19 protein-coding genes are annotated in these 21,401 nt (G+C 69.6%); 8 read left to right on the top strand and 11 right to left on the bottom strand.

Annotated elements, in window-relative coordinates:
* Window positions 1-84: 84 nt before the first annotated feature.
* Window positions 85-405 carry an ArsR/SmtB family transcription factor gene (locus AC1DXJ_RS15460; RefSeq protein WP_477637435.1) on the top strand — a complete coding sequence of 107 codons (321 nt, stop codon included), beginning with the start codon at window positions 85-87 and terminating at the stop codon, window positions 403-405.
* A gap of 25 nt (window positions 406-430) precedes the next feature.
* Here the strand turns inward: AC1DXJ_RS15460 and AC1DXJ_RS15455 are convergent, their stop codons facing one another.
* Window positions 431-1,255, bottom strand: a complete 825-nt coding sequence (locus AC1DXJ_RS15455) for an HAD-IIA family hydrolase (protein ID WP_477637434.1) — start codon at window positions 1,253-1,255, stop codon at window positions 431-433.
* 123 nt (window positions 1,256-1,378) lie between these two features.
* Window positions 1,379-1,903 (bottom strand): YbaK/EbsC family protein, encoded by a 525-nt coding sequence (locus AC1DXJ_RS15450; RefSeq protein ID WP_477613182.1) that lies wholly within the window; start codon window positions 1,901-1,903, stop codon window positions 1,379-1,381.
* A 326-nt stretch (window positions 1,904-2,229) separates the two neighbouring features.
* On the opposite strand from AC1DXJ_RS15450, the gene AC1DXJ_RS15445 reads away from it, so the two are divergent.
* From AC1DXJ_RS15445 to AC1DXJ_RS15420, 6 genes are all read left to right on the top strand, one after another.
* Window positions 2,230-2,574 (top strand): DUF6504 family protein, encoded by a 345-nt coding sequence (locus AC1DXJ_RS15445; protein WP_477613181.1) that lies wholly within the window; start codon window positions 2,230-2,232, stop codon window positions 2,572-2,574.
* Complete coding sequence (locus AC1DXJ_RS15440; protein ID WP_477637433.1) at window positions 2,574-3,044, top strand: SAV_6107 family HEPN domain-containing protein; 471 nt, start codon at window positions 2,574-2,576, stop codon at window positions 3,042-3,044. The genes AC1DXJ_RS15445 and AC1DXJ_RS15440 overlap by 1 nt, the downstream gene beginning before the upstream one ends.
* Window positions 3,041-6,901, top strand: coding sequence for a DNA polymerase III subunit alpha (locus AC1DXJ_RS15435; protein ID WP_477637432.1), 3,861 nt, complete (start codon window positions 3,041-3,043; stop codon window positions 6,899-6,901). The genes AC1DXJ_RS15440 and AC1DXJ_RS15435 overlap by 4 nt, the downstream gene beginning before the upstream one ends.
* A gap of 43 nt (window positions 6,902-6,944) precedes the next feature.
* The gene (locus AC1DXJ_RS15430; protein ID WP_477632278.1) at window positions 6,945-7,718 is read left to right on the top strand and encodes a methyltransferase domain-containing protein; all 774 of its coding nucleotides are present in this window, start codon (window positions 6,945-6,947) and stop codon (window positions 7,716-7,718) included.
* Window positions 7,719-7,737: 19 nt separating this feature from the next.
* Window positions 7,738-9,033 carry a DNA polymerase IV gene (gene dinB / locus AC1DXJ_RS15425; RefSeq protein ID WP_477637431.1) on the top strand — a complete coding sequence of 432 codons (1,296 nt, stop codon included), beginning with the start codon at window positions 7,738-7,740 and terminating at the stop codon, window positions 9,031-9,033.
* 133 nt (window positions 9,034-9,166) lie between these two features.
* Window positions 9,167-9,568 (top strand): DUF3040 domain-containing protein, encoded by a 402-nt coding sequence (locus tag AC1DXJ_RS15420; protein ID WP_477637430.1) that lies wholly within the window; start codon window positions 9,167-9,169, stop codon window positions 9,566-9,568.
* 145 nt (window positions 9,569-9,713) lie between these two features.
* Here the strand turns inward: AC1DXJ_RS15420 and AC1DXJ_RS15415 are convergent, their stop codons facing one another.
* Window positions 9,714-10,199 carry a DUF456 domain-containing protein gene (locus AC1DXJ_RS15415; RefSeq protein WP_477637429.1) on the bottom strand — a complete coding sequence of 162 codons (486 nt, stop codon included), beginning with the start codon at window positions 10,197-10,199 and terminating at the stop codon, window positions 9,714-9,716.
* 24 nt (window positions 10,200-10,223) lie between these two features.
* Window positions 10,224-10,445: a DUF7455 domain-containing protein gene (locus tag AC1DXJ_RS15410; RefSeq protein WP_477613175.1), complete on the bottom strand. Its 222-nt coding sequence runs from the start codon at window positions 10,443-10,445 to the stop codon at window positions 10,224-10,226.
* Window positions 10,446-10,798: 353 nt separating this feature from the next.
* Here AC1DXJ_RS15410 and AC1DXJ_RS15405 point away from each other — a divergent pair, with 353 nt between their 5' ends.
* Window positions 10,799-12,946, top strand: a complete 2,148-nt coding sequence (locus AC1DXJ_RS15405; RefSeq protein ID WP_477637428.1) for a DNA gyrase/topoisomerase IV subunit B — start codon at window positions 10,799-10,801, stop codon at window positions 12,944-12,946.
* Window positions 12,947-13,001: 55 nt separating this feature from the next.
* Here AC1DXJ_RS15405 and AC1DXJ_RS15400 read toward each other — a convergent pair whose 3' ends face one another.
* From AC1DXJ_RS15400 to AC1DXJ_RS15370, 7 genes are all read right to left on the bottom strand, one after another.
* A complete protein-coding gene (locus AC1DXJ_RS15400; protein ID WP_477637427.1) occupies window positions 13,002-14,075 on the bottom strand; it encodes a LacI family DNA-binding transcriptional regulator in 1,074 nt (357 codons plus the stop codon).
* A 20-nt stretch (window positions 14,076-14,095) separates the two neighbouring features.
* Window positions 14,096-14,320: a hypothetical protein gene (locus AC1DXJ_RS15395; RefSeq protein ID WP_477613172.1), complete on the bottom strand. Its 225-nt coding sequence runs from the start codon at window positions 14,318-14,320 to the stop codon at window positions 14,096-14,098.
* 25 nt (window positions 14,321-14,345) lie between these two features.
* Window positions 14,346-15,248 (bottom strand): carbohydrate ABC transporter permease, encoded by a 903-nt coding sequence (locus AC1DXJ_RS15390; protein WP_477637426.1) that lies wholly within the window; start codon window positions 15,246-15,248, stop codon window positions 14,346-14,348.
* Window position 15,249: 1 nt separating this feature from the next.
* Window positions 15,250-16,302, bottom strand: a complete 1,053-nt coding sequence (locus AC1DXJ_RS15385) for a carbohydrate ABC transporter permease (RefSeq protein ID WP_477637425.1) — start codon at window positions 16,300-16,302, stop codon at window positions 15,250-15,252.
* Between the two features lie 154 nt (window positions 16,303-16,456).
* The gene (locus AC1DXJ_RS15380) at window positions 16,457-17,740 is read right to left on the bottom strand and encodes an ABC transporter substrate-binding protein (RefSeq protein WP_477637424.1); all 1,284 of its coding nucleotides are present in this window, start codon (window positions 17,738-17,740) and stop codon (window positions 16,457-16,459) included.
* Window positions 17,741-17,918: 178 nt separating this feature from the next.
* The gene (locus AC1DXJ_RS15375) at window positions 17,919-18,908 is read right to left on the bottom strand and encodes a sucrase ferredoxin (RefSeq protein WP_477637423.1); all 990 of its coding nucleotides are present in this window, start codon (window positions 18,906-18,908) and stop codon (window positions 17,919-17,921) included.
* Window positions 18,905-21,352, bottom strand: a complete 2,448-nt coding sequence (locus tag AC1DXJ_RS15370) for a DNA gyrase/topoisomerase IV subunit A (RefSeq protein WP_477637422.1) — start codon at window positions 21,350-21,352, stop codon at window positions 18,905-18,907. Before AC1DXJ_RS15370 ends, AC1DXJ_RS15375 begins: the two co-directional genes overlap by 4 nt.
* Between the last annotated feature and the right edge of the window lie 49 nt (window positions 21,353-21,401).

Below are 21,401 nucleotides of genomic sequence, written 5' to 3'. Positions count from 1 at the left end.
AAACAACGGTTCGAAACTTATCGAACTGTCAATCTGCCCTGGACATTCCCGATCTCGCCAGATTGGTTCGAGTATTATCGAACCATGCCCGCAAACCAAGAGCTGCCACACCCGGCCATGGCGGACGTGGCGCTCACCGACGTGCTCTTCGCGCTGAGCGACCCGGCCCGGCTGCAGATCGTCCGGGACCTCGCCGCGGGCCCGCTCGAGATGGCCCAGTGCGGTGCGACGAACCCGGCACTGCCCAAGTCGACAAAGTCCCACCTGATGAAGGTGCTCCGCGAGGCGGGCGTCATCCGCAACGAGCCTCGTGGCCGTGAACGGCTGGTGTCGCTGCGCCGCGAGGAGCTCGACGCGGCCTTCCCAGGGCTGCTCGCCAGCGTGCTGGGCGACTCGCGCGGCTGACCCGGCCGGGCGGCATACCTCGGGGTCAGCCGCTCGAGTCGCTCGAGGCTCCTGTCAGCGGACGCAGCTCGGTGACGAGCGGCACGACGTCGGCGATCGAGTCGACGACGCGGGTCGGCTGGTAGGGAAAGCGTTGCACCTGCTCGCGCCTGGTTGACCCGGTCAGCACGAGGATGGTCCGCAGCCCTGCTTCCAGTCCGCTGATGACGTCGGTGTCCATCCGGTCGCCGATCATCACGGTCGACTCGGAGTGGGCGTCGATCCGGTTGAGCGCGCTGCGCATCATCAGCGGGTTGGGCTTGCCGACGAAGTAGGGCTGGTGGCTGGTGGCCGCGCTGATCAGGGCTGCGACGGAGCCGGTGGCCGGCAGCATGCCGTGCGGGCTGGGCCCGCTGACGTCGGGGTTGGTGGCGATGAAGCGGGCTCCGGCCTCGATGAGCCGGATCGCCTTGGTGATCGACTCGAACGAGTAGGTGCGGGTCTCGCCGAGCACGACGTAGTCGGGGTCGCGCTCGGTCATCGTGTAGCCCACCTCGTGGAGCGCCGTCGTCAGGCCTGCCTCGCCGACGACGAACGCGCTCCCGCCCGGCCGCTGGTCGGCGAGGAACTGCGCTGTGGCGAGGGCGGAGGTCCAGATCGACTCCTCCGGCACGTCGAGACCGCTGGCGAGCAGCCGGGCCCGCAGGTCGCGCGGGGTGAAGATCGAGTTGTTGGTCAGGACGAGGAACCGCCGCCCTGACTCCTGCAGTGTGGCAATGAAGTCGGCGGCTCCGGGGATCGCGCTCTCCTCGTGGACGAGGACGCCGTCCATGTCGGTGAGCCAGCACTCGACAGGCTTCGGTGTGGTCATGGGCCCATTGTGTCCGAGTTGCGTGCGGGGTTTGGGGGAGTGCCGGGTGGCGGACGTCGCGGAGGATGGAGTGCCTGAAGGAGGTGTCGCCATGCCATTGGCCACGAGCGCAGTAGCGGCGCCTCAGGCGACCTCGATCGCGTGGCCTCCGGTGACGCGGAGCAGCTCTTCGTAGGTCGTGCGGAAGACGGTGTGGCTGTGGCCGGCAGCCGCCCAGACGTGGCGGTAGCGACTGAGTGAGACGTCGACGAGGGTGCGGACCTGGCTGCGGTGGCCGACTGGCGCCACGCCCCCGATGGTGAAACCGGTCGCCTCGAGGACGAAGTCGGCGTCTGCCCGGTCGAGGTGGTCGACGTCGTCGACGAGGTCGGCGACCTTGACCAGGTCGACCCTGTGTGCGCCCGAGGTGAGGATGAGCATCGGGCTGATCGTGCCGTCCGGTGCGTGGGCCCGGAAGACGAGCGAGTTGGCGATCTCGGCGGGGGTGATGCCCAGCGCGGCGGCCGCGGCGGCCGCGGTGCGCACGGCGTCCGGGAGGGTGACCACCTCGGGGACGACGTGGTGGATCGCAAGGTTCTCCAGGACCCTGCGGACGGCAGGGTGCCCGGTCAGGTCGGGGGCCGACGTCGGCACGTCGGACGCTGTCATGGCCGAAGACTAGGGCCGTGCGGTCACGGCTGTCACCAGTCGTCTGGAGGGGGTTGACGGACTGTCCGTGGCGGGGTGTACCGTTCTTCTTATCGAACACCTGTTCGAACTCGTGGTTCACGACGACGACCGATCCACCGGTCACGGCCCCACACCGTGGTGGGCGGTCATCCCGCGGACCACTGCGGCTCTGGCCCTGTGAGCAGGCGCCTCGACCCCGCCTCTCACAGGGCCCAGAGCGCATCACCCGGTGACGCGGCAGCGCTGTGTCTGGTGGCGCTGCGCCATGCCCGCAACCCGAAACCAGATCCCCGAAGGAGCGCCCTGTGGTCCGCCGCTACGAAGAGCCCATCGAGGTCCGCGAGGGCGCTCGCGAGGACCTGACCCCTGGTCTGGGAGAGGTGGCGGGGCGCGGCCCGAACGCCTTCGTCTGGCGTGGCCGGCTCTATGTCGTCCGGGCCGTGCTCGACCGCTGGCAGGAGCGGCGGCCGTGGTGGCGCGACGCCCGCGAGCGCGAGGGCAGCGACGTGCTCACCGATGCGCGGGAACGACAGGTCTGGCGGGTCGAGGCGAGCGCCGGCCGACTCGCTGGGATCGGGGTCTACGACCTGTGCGCCGACCCCGCCAGTCACGCAGGCAGCCAGTGGCGGCTGCTGAGGGTGGCGGACTGATGGGCGCCCGAAGTGCACACGGGACTGCCCAGGGGGCGGCCAGCGGAGCTGCTGCCACGCTCGACCTGCTGGACCGGGCACGGCACTCGCTGCTCGAGGCCTGCCAGAGCGAGGAGGTCGCCCGACGCTATGACCAGGCCCAGCTCGGTGCCCTGCGCGCGGCCGCCGCCGTGGTCGCCACCCGCATCACGTCCACCCACCAGTCCGCGGGCCAGTCCGGTCCTCGCAGCCTGTGGGAGCTGCTGCCCACGGTCGCGCCCGAGCTCTCCGAGTGGGCCGGGTTCTTCGACGTCGTGGGAGCTCGCCGCCACCACGACCACAGTGCGCGCGAGGCCGACGACCTGCTGCGCCAGTCCGAGCTCTTCCTCGACCTCGTCTGCCGGACCCTGGGCCTGCCAGTGCCCAGGTCGCCACACGACCACCTGCTGGTGCCCACCGCAGTGACCAGCACTCCGGGGGCCGGCCCGTGAGCACCGAGTTCGCCCACCTGCACGTCGCGTCGGGGTTCTCGATGCGCTACGGCACTGCGACGCCCCAGGCGCTGGTCGAACGCGCTGCCCAGCACCGTCAGCCGATCCTCGCGCTCACCGACCGTGATGGTCTCTACGGTGCGGTCCGCTTCGTCCAGGCCGCCACCGCGGCCGGCATCGCACCCGTTCTGGGAGTCGACCTCGCGGTGGGCCCAGATGCGATGGGTTCAGATGCGGTCGGTCCGGGTCCGGTGGGTCTGGATGCGGGCGGTCCAGCGGTGAGGGGTCGGACCCCTGTCCGGGGTGGCGCCGAGCGCGACGCCCGCCATCCACGGGTCACCGTGCTCGCGCGGGGACGAGCGGCTGGGGTGCCCGCAGGGGTGGGGTGGGCGGCACTGTGCCGGTTGGTCACCCAGACCCACCTGCGCGGTGAGCGGGGAGTGCCCGTGAGCTCCGCCGCCGTGGTCGCAGCAGCGTGCGGCGGCGCAGGTGAAGGGGAACCCAGTCCGCTCGTGGTGCTGCTCGGCCCGGACTCCGACGTGGGACGGGCGCTGCTGGTCAAGCGCACCGACCGGGCACGTGAGCTGCTGGATGCCTGGCGGCGCCGACTGCCACCTGACGCCGTCGTCATCGAGGTGGTCTGCCACGGGGGACCCGAGGGCACCCCGGCATCGCGCAGTCATGCCCGACGGCTGCTGGGGCTCGCCGACGAGCAGGGCGTCACCGCGGTGCTCACCGCGGCGGTGCGCCACGTCGATCCCGGGGAGTCGGCCGTCGTCGACGTGCTCGACGCCGCGCGGCGGCTGGTCGCCCTCGATACCCGGCACCTCGACCGGGTCACCGACGCCGCCCACCTGGCCACGACCGACACGATGCACGCCATCGCCCGTGAGATCACCGGTGGCGACCTCGGCCGGGCTGACGACCTGGTCGGGCGGACCCTGGCTCTGGGGCTCGGCTGCGCCCAGAGCGCCCGCCACGACCTCGGCATCGGGTCGGTCCACCTGCCCGAACCCGACCGGGTGGGGGTCGATCCCGGCATGAGTGCCCAGGTGGTGCTCGAGCAACGGTGCCGCGCGGCGGTGGCCGGGCGCTACCCCGGGGCAAGCGAGCGCGACCTGATGGCGGTGGAGAGCCGGCTCACCGACGAGCTCAAGGTCATCGCGGAGCTGGGCTACCCGACCTACTTCCTCACCGTCGCCGAGGTCGTCGACCTGATCCACGACATGGGGGTCAGAGTCGCGGCTCGCGGCTCGGGAGCCGGGTCGCTGGTCAACTACCTGCTCGGGATCAGCGGGGTCGACCCGATCCGCTACGGCCTGCTGATGGAGCGGTTCTGCTCGCCGCTGCGGGCCGAGCTGCCCGACATCGACATCGACGTGGAGTCGGCCCGCCGCACCGAGGTCTACGAGCGGGTCCTCGACCGGTTCGGCGGTGAGCGGGTCACCTGCGTCTCGATGATGGACACCTACAAGGTGCGGCACGCCATCCGGGACGTCGGGGCGGCGCTCGGGCTGCCGTCGGTGGAGATCGACGAGATCGCCAAGGCGTTCCCGCACATCCGTGCCCGGGACGCCCGCAACGCCATCGCCGAGCTGCCCGAGCTGCGTTCGCGAGGCCTGGACAGTCCTCGGCTGCGAGCCCTGTTCGACCTCGTCGAGCGGCTCGACGGGTTGCCCCGCCACATCGCGCTGCACCCGTGCGGCGTGATCCTGTCCGACGGCAGCCTGCTCGACCGGACGCCGGTGGAGGCGAGCTGGCTGGGTTTCCCGATGAGCCAGTTCGATAAGGACGACGTCGAGACGCTCGGGCTGCTCAAGCTCGACGTCCTCGGCATCCGGATGCAGTCGGCGATGGCCCACGCCGTGCAGGAGGTCCAGCGGGTCGACGGAGTGCAGGTCGACCTCGACGACCAGGCCCAGGTGCCGCTCGACGACGAGGCGACATTCCGCCTGATCCGCACCAGCCACACCCTCGGCTGCTTCCAGATCGAGAGCCCCGGACAGCGTGAGCTGATCGGCAAGTTCGGTCCGGAGCGGTTCGAGGACCTTGTCATCGACATCTCGCTGTTCCGGCCAGGCCCGGTGAAGTCCGACATGATCACGCCGTTCCTCGAGGCCCGCCACGGCTGGAAGGAGGTCAGCTACCTGCACCCCACGCTCATCGAGGCACTGCAGGAGACCGAGGGAGTCGTCGTCTTCCACGAGCAGGTGCTGATGATCGTCGCCGAGACGACCGGGGTGTCGCTCGCCCAGGCCGACGAGGTGCGCCGTGCCCTCGGCACCCCCAAGGGACAGCTCGAGATCGAGGCCTGGTGGCGACCGGCCGCCTCGGCCCGCGGCTATGCCCCCGCCGATGTCGACCGGATCTGGGAGGTGCTCAAGGCATTCGCGTCGTTCGGTTTCTGCAAGGCCCACGCCGCAGCCTTCGCCCTGCCGACCTATCACTCCGCATGGCTCAAGACCCACCACGCCGCAGCGTTCCTCGCCGGCGTGCTCACCCACGACCCGGGCATGTATCCCAAGCGGCTGATCCTCGACGACGCCCGGAGCCTGGGCATCGCGGTGCTCGGTCTCGACGTCAACGTCTCGACCGGCAGCTACCGCATCGAACGCCTGGACCGCGACGACCCGTCCGGGTTCGTCCCGCCGCACCCCGACCTGCCCGATGCCAGCGACTACGGCATCCGGCTGTCGCTGGCCGACGTCCGCGGCATCAACGACGCAGAGGTGGCCCGCATCGTCGCCGGGCAGCCCTACGCCGGGCTGGCCGACTTCTGGCACCGCGCCCACGTCTCGCGTCCGATCGCCGAACGCCTCGTCCTCGCGGGGGGTTTCGACAGTCTCTACGGCATGCGGGTGGCCTCCGCGGGCATCGACGCCGGGGGACTGGGTCGTCGGGGCCGGACCACCCGTCGTGACCTGCTGCTGCACGTCGCCGAGCTCGACCGCTACGGCCGGGCACTGGACCGTTCGGCGCGTCGGGCGGCGCCACGCCGGGCCAGGGGGAGCCGTGCCCTGCCGGTGTCGGACCAGCACCTCGAGGGTGGGCAGGTGCGGGCCCGGGCGGCAGCGCAGTCGCAGGCAGCGCTGCCGGTACGCGCAGCCGACCAGCAGGCGACCCAGCTCGCGCTCGACCTCGGTGACCGACCCGAGCTCACCAGTGGCACCGGCCTGCCCGAGCTGAGCGGTCCCGAACGCGTCCGCGCCGAGCTCGACATCCTCGGCCTCGACGCGAGTGCCCACGTGGTCGACTTCTACGCTCCGATGCTCGATGCGCTCGGAGTCACCCGCAGTCGCGACCTGTTGCGGGCGCGCAGCCGGTCCACCGTGTGGGCGTGCGGGGTCAAGGTCGCCACCCAGACGCCGCCGATCCGGTCAGGGCGACGGGTCGTCTTCCTCACCCTCGACGACTCCACCGGACCGATCGACGCGACCTTCTTCGAGGATGTCCAAGGTCCTTATGCCGCCACGGTCTTCCACTCGTGGATGCTGCTCGTCCGTGGTGTGGTGCGTCGCACCGGTCCGCGGGGCATCTCGCTGCGGGCGACGGGTGCGTGGGAGCTCACCCCGTTGTGGGACGCGTGGCGAGGTGGTGGCCTCGAGGCGGTGTATGCCGCGATGGATGCCAGCGAGCGCGCCGCCACCGAGCAGGCTGAGGCGTTGGAGGCTGCCCACCAGCAGCAGGTGGGCGCAGGACGGCGGGTCCTGGTGCATGCCTCGGGCTTCCGGCAGTCGCCCTATGCCGACACCCGGCCGCCGGGCGAGGACGTGCGGGGGTCCCACCGCCTCGGTCAAGGGGCGGCGGTGCCCGACGCGGGAGGGCGGCCACCCCCCCCCCACACCACTGGCCATTAGGCTGGCCACCGCACCCGCAGACCCAGCACAGGAGGTGGCCGTCGTGGCCGAAGAGCAGTGGCGGACCCGACGCGGTGGCGTCGAGACAGCCCTGCGGACCTCGGCGGTGTGGGCCTCGGTGCGCACCCTCATCGAGCGCCAGCAGGCCGAGCTGGGTCGCCCCCTGCGGGTCCTGGACCTCGGGGGCGGCACCGGCGGCCTCGCGGTGCCACTGGCCGAGCTCGGCCACGACGTCACCGTCGTCGACCCGAGTCCGGATGCCCTCGCCTCCCTGTCGAGGCGCAGCGCCGAGCGTGGCGTCGCCGACCGGGTGACCGCACTCCAGGGGGACGCCGACTCCCTGGCCGACTTCGTGGGCGACCAACCGGTCGACCTGGTCTGCTGCCACGGCACCCTCGAGGTCGTCGACGACCCCCAGGCCACCCTCGCGGCGCTGGCCGCAGTGCTGGCTCCCGGTGGTTACCTCAGCCTGGTGGCCGCAGGGCGGCTCGCCGTCGTCCTGGCCCGGGCGCTGGCCGGGCAGTTCGCCCAGGCCCACACCGCCCTGACCTCGGCAGACGGCCGTTGGGGCGGCGCCGATCCGCTGCCGCGCCGGTTCGACGCCGCCGCGCTGCAGGCCCTGGTCGAGCAGACCGGGCTCGTCGTCGAGGACGTCCACGGCGTGCGGTTGTTCAGCGACCTCGTGCCGTCGGCGCTGATCGACTCCGAGGCCGACCGCATGGCCCTGCTCGAGCTGGAACAGGTGGCCAGCCGCCACCCCGACTTCGGGTTCCTCGGACAGTTGGGCGCGGCCGTGCACGTCCTCGCCCGACGCTGAGGGCGAACCGGGGCCACCGATGAGCCGGCGCCAGTACGCGCTCCCGCAGCGCGGGGGGGAGCACCCACCCGATGACACGGGGTGCACCGTCCTGCACGTCGACATGGACGCGTTCTACGCCTCCGCGTCGCTGCTGAGCCGCCCCGAGCTCGTGGGCACTCCCGTCATCATCGGCGGCGGGGGCAACCGCGGCGTCGTCCTCTCGGCGACCTACGAAGCCCGCAAGTTCGGTGTGGCCTCGGCGATGCCGATGTCCCGCGCCCGACGGTTGTGTCCCACGGCGACCGTCGTCGCCCCCGACCACCGCCTCTACAGCCAGATCTCGGCCGCGATCATGGCGACCTTCGAGACGATCACCCCGGTGGTCGAGCCGCTCTCGCTCGACGAGGCCTTCCTCGACGTGTCCGGCTCACTGCGCCGGCTGGGCAACCCCGCGAGGATCGGCCAGCTCATCCGCGACACCATCCACGACGAACAGGGGATCACCTGCTCGGTTGGAGTCGCCCCCACGAAGTTCGTCGCAAAGCTCGCCTCAGGACTGGCCAAGCCGGACGGCATGGTCGTCGTGCCGCGCGACGAGGTGGTCACCTTCGTCCAGCAGCTCCCGGTCGGGGCGCTCTGGGGAGTGGGGGACAGGACCGAGGAGACGCTGCTGCGCCTGGGCCTGCACACGGTCGCCGACATCGCCCACACCCCCGTCGACACGCTGCGACGGGCCCTGGGCGAGAGTGCCGGGCCGCACCTGCACGACCTGTCCTGGGGGTGCGACTCGCGCCAGGTCGAAACCCAGCGTCGCGAGCGCAGCATCGGCTCGGACGAGACGTTCGAGTTCGACGTCGACGACCCGGCATACATCCACCGTCAGCTGCTCAAGCTGAGCGACCGCACCGCGGCACGCGTTCGTTCGGCCGGCGTGCTCGGGCGCACGGTCTCGATCAAGGTGCGGTTCTCCGACTTCACGACCATCACCCGCAGCAAGACGCTGCGCGACCCCACCGACGTGAGCCGGGAGATCTTCGACACCGCCAAGAGCCTTTACGACGCCCTCGGGCTCCAGCGCGCCCGGATCCGGCTGGTCGGGGTGCGGATGGAGGGCTTGGTCGAGGGTGTCGGGGCTCCCATCCAGGGCACCCTGGACGAGCCCGACCACGGCTGGCGCGACGCCGACCGCGCCGTCGACCGGGCCAGCGCGCGGTTCGGTGCCGGAAGCGTCCGACCGGCCAGCCTGATCCCCGACGGGGATCGCGACAAGCCGCGCGACAGGCCGCGTGACCAGCATCGAGGTCAGCCCACACCGGGCTCGGCGAACGGGTAGTGCAACCACGCCGGGGGACATATCCTGAAGACGTCAGCGGACGGCCACTGACCGGCAATGATGCTCCCGGCGGGCAACGATTCTGTGGCCTGATGCGTTTAGTGGGTGCACGCCGAACGTCCAGGAGGTCACCGTGCCGCTCTCCGAGCACGAACAGCAGCTGCTTGAGCAGATGGAGCAGGCGCTGTATGCCGAGGACCCCAAGTTCGCCTCGCAGATGCAGGGCGCTGGGGCGCGAGCGTCGGCGCGTCGTCGGATGGCCGTTGGTGTGGTGGGTGTCGTCGCAGGGCTGGCCCTCGTGCTGGTCGGGGTGAACACCACCATGTGGATCGGCGCGATCGGATTCGCCCTGATGGTCGGGGCAGTCGCCTTCGCCCTCACACCGCCGCGGCGCAAGGCCGCCCTGGGCACCGTCCAGCCCGATGGCAGCGTGCGCCGGGCCACCCCCACCAAGTCGAAGGCACCGAGGTCCGGCGGCTCGTTCATGCACCGCATCGAGGAACGCTGGGACCGTCGCCGCGACGACGGTTACTGACCCACAACCACTGACCCCCACGACCACTGAGACCAGACGGGCACTGAGACCAGACGGGCACTGAGACCAGACGGGCACTGAGACCAGACGGGCACTGAGACCAGACGGGCACTGAGACCAGACGACTACTGGGCCAGGCCGGCGCTCAGACCCTGCTGAAGAGCACTCCGACGACCCAGGTCGTGGCGATGGCGAGCGCAGCGAGCAGCTCGATCCCCATCGACAGGAACACCGCCTTCAGCGCGGACTTCGTCGAGGCCCAGGCGGCGGTCCTGTCCTGCGAGTGCCCGAGCTCCACGAGGTAGATCCCGAGCACGAACCCGATGGGCGCACCGACCACGGGGATGACGAAGAACCCGACGGCAGCGAGCAGCACTGCGATGACCAGGGTGGACCGGCGGACGCCGGCTTCGCGCAGCCGCCGCCCGGGCACGGCATACTGCAGCGCCACTCCCGCGAGGTAGAGCAGGGCACAGACCGCGATCACCGACCAGCCGAGCGTGCTCTGGGCGTCCAGGGCCCACAGGAACACCGCGGCCAGGCACAGGAGCAGCCCGGGGATGACGGGAATGACGATCCCCACCATCCCGATCAGGATCAGGACGGCGGGGACCCAGAGGGTGGCCTCCACGGTGGGAGGTCCGGTGTGGCTTTCCTACCGCTCCTCGAGGGGAGCGACGGGAGGGGTCTCGTGGAGCCGCTCGGTCTCGTCCTGGATGTCGGCGTGCTCGCGCAGCTTGGGCAGGTGCTCGCGTCCGTGGTGAGCGCAGAACAGCAGCTCGCCACCAGCGTGAAGGCGAGCGCGCACGTAGGCCTGGGCGCCGCAGCGGTCGCAGCGGTCGGCCGCGTTCAATGAGGGTGCCAGTGCAGTGGTCACGTCAGCCTTCCTTTCGTTGCGCCCGGAGGCGCGTTGTCTCCTAGAGACGTCCTACCCCGGACTTTGGTTGCTCCACCGTGGGGATTACTTCCCTGGGTGGCCCATCCGGTGCCGTGGTCAACAGTCAAGCACGCCTGGTTCTTCCCTGCGGGTATTGGGTCTCCATGTGTGTCATCTCATGTCGCAATGGGTGATTCGTAGGTCGGGCGTCCGGTGGATGGGAAATGGGGCTTCGCAGGGCATGAAGGGCGGTATGCCGCGTGCCTGCGCTGGGGGCGTGGGTCACCGAGATAGCGTGGGGCCCACCTCCGTGAGCACGGGGGGCATTGACCCACCACAGGAGCACCAGACCGTTGGCCACCGCCACCACTGCCAAGAAGGCTGCGACCACCAAGTCGACGTCGGACTACAGCGCGCACCACCTTCAGGTCCTCGAAGGCCTCGAAGCGGTCCGCAAGCGACCTGGCATGTACATCGGCTCGACTGACGGCCGCGGACTCATGCACTGCCTCTGGGAGATCATCGACAACGCGGTGGACGAGGCGCTGGCGGGTGTCTGTGACCGGATCGAGGTGATCCTCTACCGCGATGGCTCGGTGGAGGTGCGCGACAACGGCCGCGGCATCCCCGTCGACATCGAGCCGCGGACCGGCCTCACCGGTGTCGAGGTGGTCTTCACGAAGCTGCACGCAGGCGGCAAGTTCGGCGGTGGCTCCTACACTGCCTCCGGTGGCCTGCACGGCGTCGGCGCGTCGGTGGTCAACGCGGTCTCTGCGCGGCTCGACGTCGAGGTCGACCGCGGCGGCAACACCTACGCCATGAGCTTTCGGCGGGGTGAGCCCGGCTACTTCCCGGACGTCGCGACCGACGACAAGGCGCCTGACCACGAGTTCACCCCCTACGAGCGGACCAGCGAGCTGGCTGTCGTCGGCAGGACCAAGCGCGGTGTGACCGGCAGCCGGATCCGTTACTGGGCAGACGAGCAGATCTTCCTCAAGGACGCCGAGTTCGACTACGACGGGCTGATCGCGCGAGCGCGCCAGACGTCCTTCCTCATCCCCGGGCTGACGCTGGTCATCCGGGACGAGCGTCGACGCCCCGGCACAGCCGGGGAGTCGGCGACCCACGTCGAGACGCTCGTGCATGACGGYGGCATCTCCGAGTTCGTGGAGTTCCTGGCTCCGGACGCGGCGGTCACCGACGTGTGGCGGCTCCAGGGCAGCGGCACGTTCACCGAGACGGTGCCGGTCCTCGACTCCAAGGGCCACATGTCGCCCACGGAGGTCGAGCGTGAGTGCGGGGTGGACATCGCGGTGCGCTGGGGCACCGGCTACGACGCCAAGGTCAGCTCCTTCGTCAACATCATCTCCACCCCCAAGGGCGGCACCCACCTGGCCGGCTTCGAGCAGTCCCTGCTCAAGGTCTTCCGCAAGCAGCTCGAGGTCAACAGTCGCCGGCTCAAGGTCGGCAGCGACAAGCCCGAGAAGGACGACGTGCTGGCCGGCCTGACGGCGGTCGTGACGGTGCGTCTGGCCGAGCCGCAGTTCGAGGGCCAGACCAAGGAGGTGCTCGGCACCAACGCGGTGCGCGCCATCGTTGCCAAGGTCGTCGAGCAGGAGCTCACCGCCCGGATCACCTCGACCAAGCGCGGTGAGAAGGCCCAGGCGGCGCTGCTGCTCGAGAAGGTCGTCTCGGAGATGAAGTCGCGGATCAGCGCGCGGCTGCACAAGGAGACCCAACGTCGCAAGAACGCCCTGGAGACCAGCAGCCTGCCCGCCAAGCTCGCCGACTGTCGCTCGACCGACGTCGAGAGGTCCGAGCTGTTCATCGTCGAGGGCGACAGCGCCCTGGGCACCGCCAAGCTGGCCCGCTCGAGTGACTACCAGGCGCTGCTGCCGATCCGCGGCAAGATCCTCAACGTTCAGAAGGCCTCCGTCTCGGACATGCTCAAGAACGCCGAGTGCGCCGCCATCATCCAGGTGATCGGTGCGGGTTCTGGCCGCTCGTTCGACCTCGACGTGGCCCGCTACGGCAAGGTCATCATCATGACCGACGCCGACGTCGACGGGGCCCACATCCGCACCCTCCTGCTCACCCTGTTCTTCCGCTACATGCGTCCCCTCGTGGAGGCGGGGAGGGTGTATGCCGCCGTACCCCCGTTGCACCGCATCGAGGTGGTCAACATGGGGTCCAAGAAGAACGAGCTGATCTACACCTACTCCGAGAAGGAGATGCGCACGACGGTGGCGTCCCTGGGCAAGCGGGGCAAGAACATCAAGCAGCCCCTGCAGCGTTACAAGGGACTCGGCGAGATGGATGCCGACCAGCTGGCCGAGACCACGATGGACCCGCGGCACCGCACCCTGCGCAAGGTGACCCTGCGTGACGCCGAGGCGGCCGAGCGGGTCTTCGAGCTGCTCATGGGCAACGACGTGGCGCCCCGCAAGGACTTCATCGTCGACTCTGCGGCGGGGCTGGACCGGGAGCGGATCGACGCCTGAGCCCGGCGGGCGACGCCACAGGGGTCGCCGAGTCGAGGTCAGGCCACTGCCGCAGTCAGCCAGGCTGGGGGAGCGCAGCGGACTTGCGTGACTGCCGGCGTGAAGGGTGACGTGACCGCTGGTGTGACGGTGCCGCGGTCGAGCCACGGACGACGAGCTCGACCTCGAGCACGTCGTCGATGATCGTGTCGGCTGCCCGCCCGTGCAGCGCGTCGAGCATGAGGCGTCCCGCTCGCCGCCCCTGGGACTCGACGTCCTGGCGCACGGTGGTGAGGTCGAAGATCTCGGCATGGATGTGGTCGTCGATGCCGATGACGGACACGTCACCCGGCACGTCCAGACCGTGGCGTCGGGCAGCGCTCAGGACCCCGAAAGCCATCTCGTCGGACGCGGCGATCACGCAGGTCGGCACGTGCGGGAGTGAGAACAGCTGGTCGGCGTGCGCCGCGGCCCCCGCGGCGGTCCAGTCGCATTCCAGGGTCCACTCCGGCGGACACACGAGGCCGTGGTCGGACATCACCTTGGCGAAGGCTTCTCGCCGGTCGAAGGGCGTCTGCAGATGGGTGATCGAGGAGGGGACGGTACCCGCATAGCCGATCTCGCGGTGTCCGAGCTCGATCGCGTAGCGCGTCGCGAGGGCCATCGCGGCACGGTCGTCTATCCGCACCGAAGGCCATCCGGGCTGCTGGTTGCCCACCGTCACCACCGGCATACCCAGGCGGTCCAGCAGGGACCGTTCAGAGGGCACGGGTGGGACGTTGAGGATGATGGCGCCGTCGGCGCGTTTCCAGAGCATGTTCTGGGTGATGGGCAGCCGCGTGTCGAAGGTGTGCCCCTCGAGGTCGCAGAGCAGGACGTGGAAGCCGTCCTCACGCAGCGCCTTCTCGATGCCGCTGACCACGGTCGCGAAGAACCACCGGTTGAAATAGGGGGTGATGACGCCGACTCCGCGCGTCCGGCCGGAGACCAGGCTGGTCGCGGCGGGCGAGGCGACGTAGTGGAGCTCGGTGGCCGCCGCCAGGACCCGGTCTCGGGTGCGGGGGCTCACCCTGTCGACGCCGCGGAGGGCGCGGGACACAGTGGCCACCGACACGCCCGCCGCCTTGGCCACGTCGCCGATGGTGGTCATCTCGCACCTCCAGTCGAGGTCTAGACGCCGGTGTTGCGCCTCAGCCGCCAGACGAACCAGAGGGCCGCCAGGAGGACCGCGAGGAGCGCGGCGGATGCTGCCGCCGGCTCCCCGCGCACCTCGAGCAGGACAGTCTGGATCACAGCCATGAACGCGAAGAACCCGAGGATCCCGAGGAGCATGTCCAGCCGTTGGGCTCTCGCCCGCGCGCCGCCGGTGCCGCTCCCGGGGTTGAAGATTCCCATGGGTGGTGAGGGGTAGGCCTCGTGCCTAGCCCTTCACACCTCCCGCCGTCAGGCCGGACACGATGGCCCGCTGGAAGATCAGGACCATGATGATGAGCGGGACGGTGACGATGGTTCCCGCCGCCATGACCGCCGTGTAGGGCTCCTGGTGTGGTTGTGCACCAGTGAAGTTCGCGATGGCAACCGTGACCGTCTGGGTCGACTTGGTCGAGAACTGGGCTGCCAGCAGGAACTCGTTCCAGCTGGAGATGAAGGCCAGGATCGCCGTGGTGAACAGGCCCGGCGCCGCGAGGGGAAGCATGATCTTGCGGAAGGCCTGGCCGGGCGTGCAGCCGTCGATGCGGGCGGATTCCTCGAGCTCCCAAGGCATCTCGGCCAGGAATGCCGTCAAGGTGTAGATGGTAAGCGGCAAGGCGAACGAGATGTTCGGGATGATCAGCGCCTGGTAGTTGGCACCGGTCAGCCAGCCGAAGTTGGAGAACATCTGGAACAACGGCGACACCAGCGCCACGCCGGGGAACATCGACGCTCCGAGGATCACCCCGAGCACGGCGTACTTGAACGGGAAGTCGAGCCGGGCGAGTGCGTACGACGCGAACACCCCGACGAGCAGTGCCACTGCCGTCGTCAGGATCCCGATGATGACCGAGTGCACGAGCGCGGCGCCGAAGTGGTTGCCACGGTCCGTGGAGAACGCGGTCGTGAAGTTGTCCAGCGTGACGTGGGTCGGCCACGGCGTGGTGTCGAAGGTGTAGCCGACATCGCGGAACGCGGTGACGACCATCCAGTAGAAGGGGGCGAGGCCCCAGACGACGAGGGCGGCAAGACCGATGTACATCCGGATCTTGGCGGCGCGATCGCTCTTGAAGTGGATCTCCTGCGCCTCGGTACGTCCCGAGGTGGGGGGCGCGGCGGTCGTGGTGGTCATCTCAGGCTCCCGGGGTGGTTGCGTTGGCGGCGACCGGGTTGCCGACCGCGGCAGCCGGTTCCTTCTTCTTCTTTGGTGGCCGTTGCACGACGTCTGCGCCACCGAACTTGATGAACAGGAAGGCGGTGAACGCGATGAGCAGGAAGACGATGGTCGAGAGGGCCGAGGCGCTGTGGAAGCCACCACGGATCTGTTTGATGACCAGCATCGACAGGGAGGTCGTGCCGCCGCCGCCGTTGGTCAGGATCGCGGGCAGGTCGTAGATGCGCAGCACGTCCAGGGTGCGGAACAGGACGGCCACCATGAGCGGCACCTTGACCAGCGGCAGCGTGATCCGCGTGAACGTCTGCCACTTGGTGGCGCCGTCGATCTGGGCGGCCTCGTAGACGTCGCCGGGGACCAGCTGCAGGCCCGCGAGGATGAGCAGCGCCATGAACGGCGTCGTCTTCCAGACGTCGGCGATGATGATCGCGAACTTGGCGGCCACTGGGTCGCTGACCCACAGCTGTGGGCTGATTCCCACGAATCCGAGCAGCCGGTTGGCGATGCCGTCGAAGGCGAAGATGAAGAGCCAGAGCTTGGCGGTGACTGCGGTCGGGATCGCCCACGGGACCAGGATCGCGGCACGGACCAGACCGCGGCCCTTGAAGTCGCGGTTCATGATCATGGCGAACCACATGCCCAGGAGGATCTCGACGACGACGCTGACGACGGTGAAGAACAGCGTCACCCACAGCGCGTCGTAGAACTGGGCGCCGAGGGTGCCGGGCGGGCAGTCGACCTCGCCACATTTCTGGAGCAGCCAGTGCGTGTAGTTGGACAGGCCCGCGCTGCCGCCCTCGACGAACAGCCCGGTGGCGGGGTCAAGCCCGGCGTCCTTCTGGAAGGACAGCTGGATGGCCTTCAACAGGGGGTAGATGATGATGACGGCCAGGAAGACCATGGTGGGGGCAACAAGCATCAGCCCCAAGCGTCCCTGTCCTGCGTTCAGCCCCTTCGACTTCTTCGGCTTCGTGCCGGTCGATCGGGGTGCTGTTGATGTGGCTGCGCTCATGCCTGCTCCTAGCCCGGGAGGTGCGTCTCAGGTGGGTCGAGATGGTTGGTCGAGTCGAGCGTCGACCAGGGGATGCGATAGGCAGGGGTCCTGTAGGTGTGGGGGTGGCCCCGGTGGGGCCACCCCCACACCTTGGGATGTTGCGTCAGACCGGTCAGCCGCCGGCTGCGGCCATGGCGGCCTGCATGTCCTTCACCGCGGCTTCAGGAGTCTTCTGGCCCTGGATGGCCGCAAAGAAGTTGTCCTGGATGGCCTGGGTGACCTGCGGGTAGAACGGCGTCACCGGACGGGACACCGCGTTGGAGATGGACTCCTTCAGCACCGGCAGGTACGGGTACTTCTTGACCAGTGCCTCGTCGGTGTAGATCGACTCGATGACCGGAGCGAGCGAACCCTTCTCCATGTTGGTCTTCTGCTCCTCAGGGCTGGTGAGGAACTTCAGGAAGTCCAGGGCCGTGGCCTTGTTCTTCGAGTAGGCGCTGATCGCAGCCATGTGGCCACCCAGCGTCGAGGTGCCGGGGCCGGTGACTCCCGGGAGGGGTGCGACCGCGAACTTGCCCTTGACCTTGGACGAGGCGTCCGTGCTGGCCAGGTTGTAGACGTAGGGCCAGTTGCGCAGGAACAGCAGCTTGCCGTCCTGGAATGCTGCTCGGCTCTGCTCCTCCTGGTAGGTGATCGCCTGCTTGGGGATGTCGCCGCTCTTGTAGTGGTCGGCGAGCTCCTTCAGACCCTTGGCTGCCTCGGGGGAGTCGACGGTCGGCTTGCCGGCGTCGTCGACGACCTTGGCGCCGTAGGCGTTCATCCACTCGGTGGCGTTACAGGTGCCACCCTCGTACTTGGCGAACTGGCCGGCGAAGCAGTCCATGCCGTTCTGCTTGGCGATGGAGCACATGCCCCACATCTCGTCGATGGTCTTCGGCGGGGTCTTCACCAGGTCGGACCGGTAGTACAGCATCGCGCCGTCCGAGGACGTCGGAGCGGCGAACAGCGTCTTGTTGTAGGTCGCCGCCTTGACGGTGGGCTCGAGGAAGCCGGTGGTCGGCAGGGCCAACGAGTCCTTGAGCGGGGTCAGCCAGCCCTTGGCCGCGAACTCGGCCGTCCAGACGACGTCGACGGAGACGACGTCGTAGCTGGGGTCCTTGGCCTGGAAGTGCTGGACCAGGTCGTCGTGCTGCTGGTCGGCCTGGTCGGACTGCTCCTTGACCGTGACCTTCTCGGTGGGGTGCTTGGCATTCCAGCGGTCCGCCTGAGGGGCGACCAGGTTGCTGTTGTCCTTGCCCTGGACATAGGTGATCGGGCCTCGCGTGGCAGCGCCGGCCGAGGAACCACCCGTGGTGCCGCCGCCGTCATCGCCGCCGCAGGCCGAGGCGACGAGCGCCACGGCTACAGCTCCGGTCATCACCGTGAGGGTGCGCCGCTTGAGCATTCGAAGGGCCATACGCCCGCCTCCCATATTTCTCGCGTAGCGCCGAGGCGGACTGCCTCTGCGCTGAGGTGAACCGGTCTCATGTAAACGTTTACGCTCCGTCGCCGCAATCCGAAGATGCACGGGTCGCGGTAACGATTGGGTAACTCGCAGGAGACCTTGGTGTGACGCGTCGGACTTGTCCCGATCCTCAGCCGAGCAACCGGCCCACCCAGTCCACGACGCGGACAGGGTCCTTTCCGCACGATTCGGGCAGGTCGTCGTGGGGGCGGCGTTCGAGGGCGACCTGCCACGTGCGCCCGTCCCGGTGCCGCACGGCATACACGTCGGCACCCGGGTCCGCGCCGTCCGGCCGGGCGTCCAGTCCGAGGTCCGCGGGGGCGGCGCGGGACACCGTGAGAGCGGTGAGGTCGGTGATGCCGGACTCGTGCCTGACGTGCGACTCGGCGGCTTGCTCCGCAGCGGTCAACGCACTGCGTCCCCGGTCGTGCCGGGGCCCCAGCACTCCCTCCGGCAGGTGGTCGGAGGCGGCCAGCTCGAGCAGCTGGCCGCTCAGGTAGCCGTCGAGTCGGGCCAGCGTCGCTCCGTGGGGGAGCAGGACGCCCGTGGGGGCGAATCGGTGGCCACCGGTGTGCGACGCCTCCCACACACGCCCCGGGTGGCCGTCTGCCGCCTCGAGGGCGACGGGGCGCCCCCGGACGGCGCAGCAGACGTCGCGACGTCCGTTGGTGCAGATCAGCAGGATCGGCTCTGCGGGCTCGGCGCCGGGCGCGGTGGCAAGGACGGCGTCACGGTCACCTCTCGCGAGGGCGTCGAGGTCCAGCTCGAGCAGCGCGACGGGGTCGGTGACCGTCACGCGCAACAGCCAGGGCATGCTGCCCGACCACGCGAGGTATGCCGTGTGCGCGCCGCCGTGCGGGTCGTCGGCGTGCCGTCCGGGGCGCCGGATGAGGGACAGTCGACCACCCCGGTCGGCGCAGGCCTTGGACAGCGAACTGCCTACTCCTGCAAGCAGATGTGACTGTGTTGCGGCATCTCGACCCCAGGGTCCGGGCTGTTCCAGTGCGACGAAGAAGGTCGCGCGGGCTGCCGTGCCGTAGGCGCTGACGTCTGCCTGGTCGAAGCCGACCGAGCAGGCGTCCGGCGCGGGGGTGGCATGGGTCGCGGGGCTGGAGGTCACGACCGTGGGGGACCGGCGATGCGGGCGATGGCTGTCGTCGCAGGGACGCCGGAGCCGTCTCGTCGACCAGTCGCGTCCGGCAGGTCCAGCGCCACGCCGTTGGCTGCTGCGGCCCGTGCGGGCAGGGCGCCCGCCCAGGCCAGGACGAGCGTGTCCTCACCCTTGAGGAAGCGGTGGCAGCGCACGCCACCGGTGGCGCGGCCCTTGGCCGGGTACTCGGTGTAGGGGGTCACCTTGATGGAACCGGGTTCGGTGCCGGGCAGCGCCCCGGACGAACCCGACGACGTGACCACGATGGCGTCGGCGCCCTCGGGGACGGCGCCGAAGAACGCGACGCGCTGACCGGCGGCGAGCTTGATGCCGGCCATGCCTCCAGCCGGACGGCCCTGGGGCCGCACCACGGCGGCACCGAACCTCAACAGCTGGGCGTCCGAGGTGATGAACACGAGATCCTCTGTCCCGGAGGACAGCTCGACTGCGCCGACGACCTCGTCACCGTCCTTGAGCGAGATCACCTCGAAGTCGGCCCGCGCCGGATAGTCCGTCGTCACCCGCTTGACGACGCCCTGAGCCGTGCCGAGGGCGATCCCGGCGGAGTCGGGCGACACCGAGACGAGGGCGAGGGGCTCCTCGCCTGACGGGAGGTCGACATAGGCAGCGAGTGGCGCGCCCCCAGACAGGCTGGGGGCGCCGTTGGTCGGCGGCAGGGTGGGCAGCTCCACGGCCGAGAGTCGCACGAGCCGACCACGGGAGGTGACCAGCCCGACCTCGCCGCGGGCCGTCGTGCGGACCGCGCCGACGAGCGCGTCGTGCTTGCTGCGCGCGGCGTCGACGGGCAGGGGGTCGGCAGAGCCGGTGCGCGCCAACAGGCCGGTGGACGACAGCAGCACCCAGCAGGGGTCGTCAGCGACCTCGAGGGGCGTGCGGGTGGCGGCCGGCACACCCGCCGACTCCAGCAGCACCGTGCGGCGCGGGGTCCCGTGCGTCTTCGCGACGTCCGCGAGCTCGTTCGACACCGTCTTGAGCAGGAGCTTCTCGTCGCCGAGGATCAGCTCGAGCTCCTCGATGAGCCGCTCGAGCTCGGTCTTCTCCTTGTCGAGCTCGAGGCGGCTGAACTTGGTGAGCCGGCGCAGCTGGAGCTCGAGGATGTAGTTGGCCTGGGCCTCCGACAGGTCGAAGACGTCCATCAGCCGGGCGCGCGCGGCAGCCGCGTCGTCCGACGTGCGGATCACCTGGATGACCTCGTCGATGTCGAGGATCGCGATGAGCAGCCCCTCGACGAGGTGCAGCCGATCCTTGTACTTGTTCAGCCGGTACTCGGTCCGGCGGCGCACGACGTCGGTGCGGAAGTCGACGTAGACCCGCAGCAAGTCCTTGAGCCCCAACGTCTTTGGCTGCCCGTTGACCAGAGCGACGTTGTTGATGGAGAAGGAGTCCTCCATCGGAGTGAGCTTGTAGAGCTGCTCGAGGACGGCGTCGGGGTTGAAGCCGTTCTTGACCTCGATGACCAGCCGCAGGCCGTGCTTGCGGTCGGTGAGGTCCTTGACGTCCGAGATGCCCTGGAGCTTCTTGGACTGGACTGCGTCCTTGATCTTCTCGATGACCTTCTCGGGGCCGACGAGGTAGGGCAGCTCGGTGACGACGATGCCCATCCGGCGCGGCGAGGTCTTCTCGACCCGGGTCGTCGCGCGGGTGCGGAAGCTGCCGCGCCCGCCCAGGTAAGCGTCACGGATCCCGTCGAGCCCGATGATGCGGCCACCCTGCGGCAGGTCCGGACCGGGGACGAACCGCATCAGGTCGTCGAGGGAACAGGTGGGGTTCGCGATGAGGTGGCGAGCCGCACCGATGACCTCGACGAGGTTGTGCGGCGCCATGTTGGTCGCCATGCCGACGGCGATTCCGCTGGCCCCGTTGACGAGCAGGTTGGGGAACGCGGCGGGGAGCACCTCGGGCTGGAGCAGCTGGTCGTCGTAGTTGGGGATGAACTCGACGGTCTCCTCGTCGAGGCCGGTGGACATCAGCATCGCGGCCGGCGCGAGCCGTGCCTCCGTGTAGCGCGACGCGGCCGGGCCGTCGTCGAGTGAGCCGAAGTTTCCGTGCCCGTCGACCAGCGGGAGGCGCATCGTGAACGGCTGGGCCATCCGGACGAGGGCGTCGTAGATCGCCGTGTCGCCGTGGGGGTGGTACTTGCCCATCACGTCGCCGACGACGCGAGAGGACTTCACGTGGCCGCGCTCGGGGCGCAGCCCCATCTCGGACATGGAGTAGAGGATGCGGCGCTGCACCGGCTTGAGGCCGTCGCGTGCATCGGGCAGGGCGCGGGAGTAGATGACCGAGTAGGCGTACTCGAGGAACGCCCCCTGCATCTCCTCCTCGACGTCGATGTCGACGATCCGCTCGACAAAGCTCTCGTCGGCGGGCGCTGGCGGGGTCTTGCGGGCCATGCGTGTGTGCATCTCCTTGCGGTCGTCCCCGCACGGCGCGGGGAACCCC

Source organism: Pedococcus sp. P2_D9 (genome assembly GCF_056404275.1).
This window is presented reverse-complemented; position numbering and strand designations above follow the sequence as displayed.